The organism is Streptomyces olivochromogenes, assembly GCF_021538895.1.
Lineage (GTDB): Bacteria > Actinomycetota > Actinomycetes > Streptomycetales > Streptomycetaceae > Streptomyces > Streptomyces olivochromogenes_A.
The window spans coordinates 1-1,540 of sequence record NZ_JADDRL010000258.1; the positions used below are offsets into that span (position 1 = coordinate 1).

The following is a 1,540-nucleotide window of genomic DNA, read 5'->3' on the forward strand; positions in this document are numbered from 1 at the left end:
CGCCGCGCTGATCGTGTCGGCGCGCGGCCGGCTGATGCAGCAACTGCCCGCCGGGGGCGCCATGGCCGCCATCCAGGCGACGGAGGACGAAGTCCTGCCGGTCCTTCCGGACGGCACCGGGATCGCCGCCGTCAACGGCCCGACCTCCGTGGTCGTCTCCGGACCGGCGGACGGCGTCGAGCAGGTCATGGCGCACTTCTCCGAGACGGGCCGGAAGACCAAGCGACTCACCGTCAGCCACGCCTTCCACTCGCCGCTGATGGAGCCGATGCTCGCGGAGTTCGAGCAGATCGCCGCCCAGCTGACGTACAGCGAGACCGCGATACCGATCGTGTCGACGCTGACCGGCGAGCAGGTGTCGTACGACGACCTCTCGAACCCCTCCTACTGGGTGCGGCACGTCCGTGAGGCCGTCCGCTTCGCCGACGCCGTGGCGGCACTGGACAAGCAGGGCATCGGTACGTTCCTGGAGCTCGGCCCCGACGCGGTACTGACGGCCATGGTCGCCGACCCGCGTGCGCTGGCCACCCTGCGCCGCGACCGCACCGAACCCCAGGCCCTGGTCGAAGCCCTCACCCGGCTCGACAGCACGGACTGGGCCACCTTCTTCGGCCCCGGTCGGCACCCCGTCGACCTCCCGACCTACGCCTTCCAGCACGAGTCCTTCTGGCTCGCCGCTACGGCGGCACGGGCCGGCAGCGCCTCGGAGTTGGGGCAGTCGGACGCCGAGCATCCACTGCTGCATGCCGTGGTCGAACTGCCGGACGCCGAAGGCGTGTTGTTCACCGGGCGACTGTCCCTGGCCACCCACCCCTGGCTGGCCGAGCACGCCGTGAACGGCACGGTCATCGTGCCCGGCGCCGCTCTGGTCGAGATCGCCGTACGCGCCGGGGACCAGGTGGGGCTCGGAACCGTCCGCGACCTGACCCTGCACGCCCCGCTCGTCGTGCCGCGGACCGGCGCCGTCGCCCTCCGTGTCCGCGTCGGCGAGGGGGACGAGCCCGCCGTCACCGTCCACTCCCGCCCCGACGGCGAGGACGGGACCTGGACCCTGCACGCCGAGGGATCCCTGTCCGCCGAAGCCGTCGAGCCCGCCACCGACCTCACCGCCTGGCCCCCGGCCGGCGCCGAACCGGTCGACACCAGCGCCCTCTACGACGACCTGGCCGCCATGGGCCTGGAGTACGGCCCCGTCTTCCAGGGCCTCACCCACGCCTGGCGTGGCCCCGACGGCACAGTCCACGCCGAGGTCGCCCTCCCCGAGGACACGGACCCGGGCGCCTTCGCGCTGCACCCGGCGCTGCTGGACGCGGCGCTGCACGCCCTGACGTACGCGGGTGCCGCGGAGAGCGCGGAGCTTCCCTTCTCCTGGAGTGACGTGGCTGTACATGCCGCGGGGGCGAAGGCTCTGCGGGTGCGCGTCACCGGTGAGGGCTCGGGCTACCGGCTCGACCTGGCCGACCCCACGGGCGCGCCCGTCGCCACAGTGACCGGCCTCGCGCTCCGGCCACTGGCTCCGGTCGGCGACACGTCGACCTCG

Annotated in this window: 1 protein-coding gene; it reads left to right on the forward strand. The window is 73.4% G+C overall.

Features of this window, described 5'->3' with window-relative positions; all coding sequences use genetic code 11:
* A partial coding sequence (locus IPZ69_RS46680; protein WP_235461009.1) for a polyketide synthase dehydratase domain-containing protein occupies positions 1–1,540 on the forward strand: 1,540 nt, incomplete at both ends.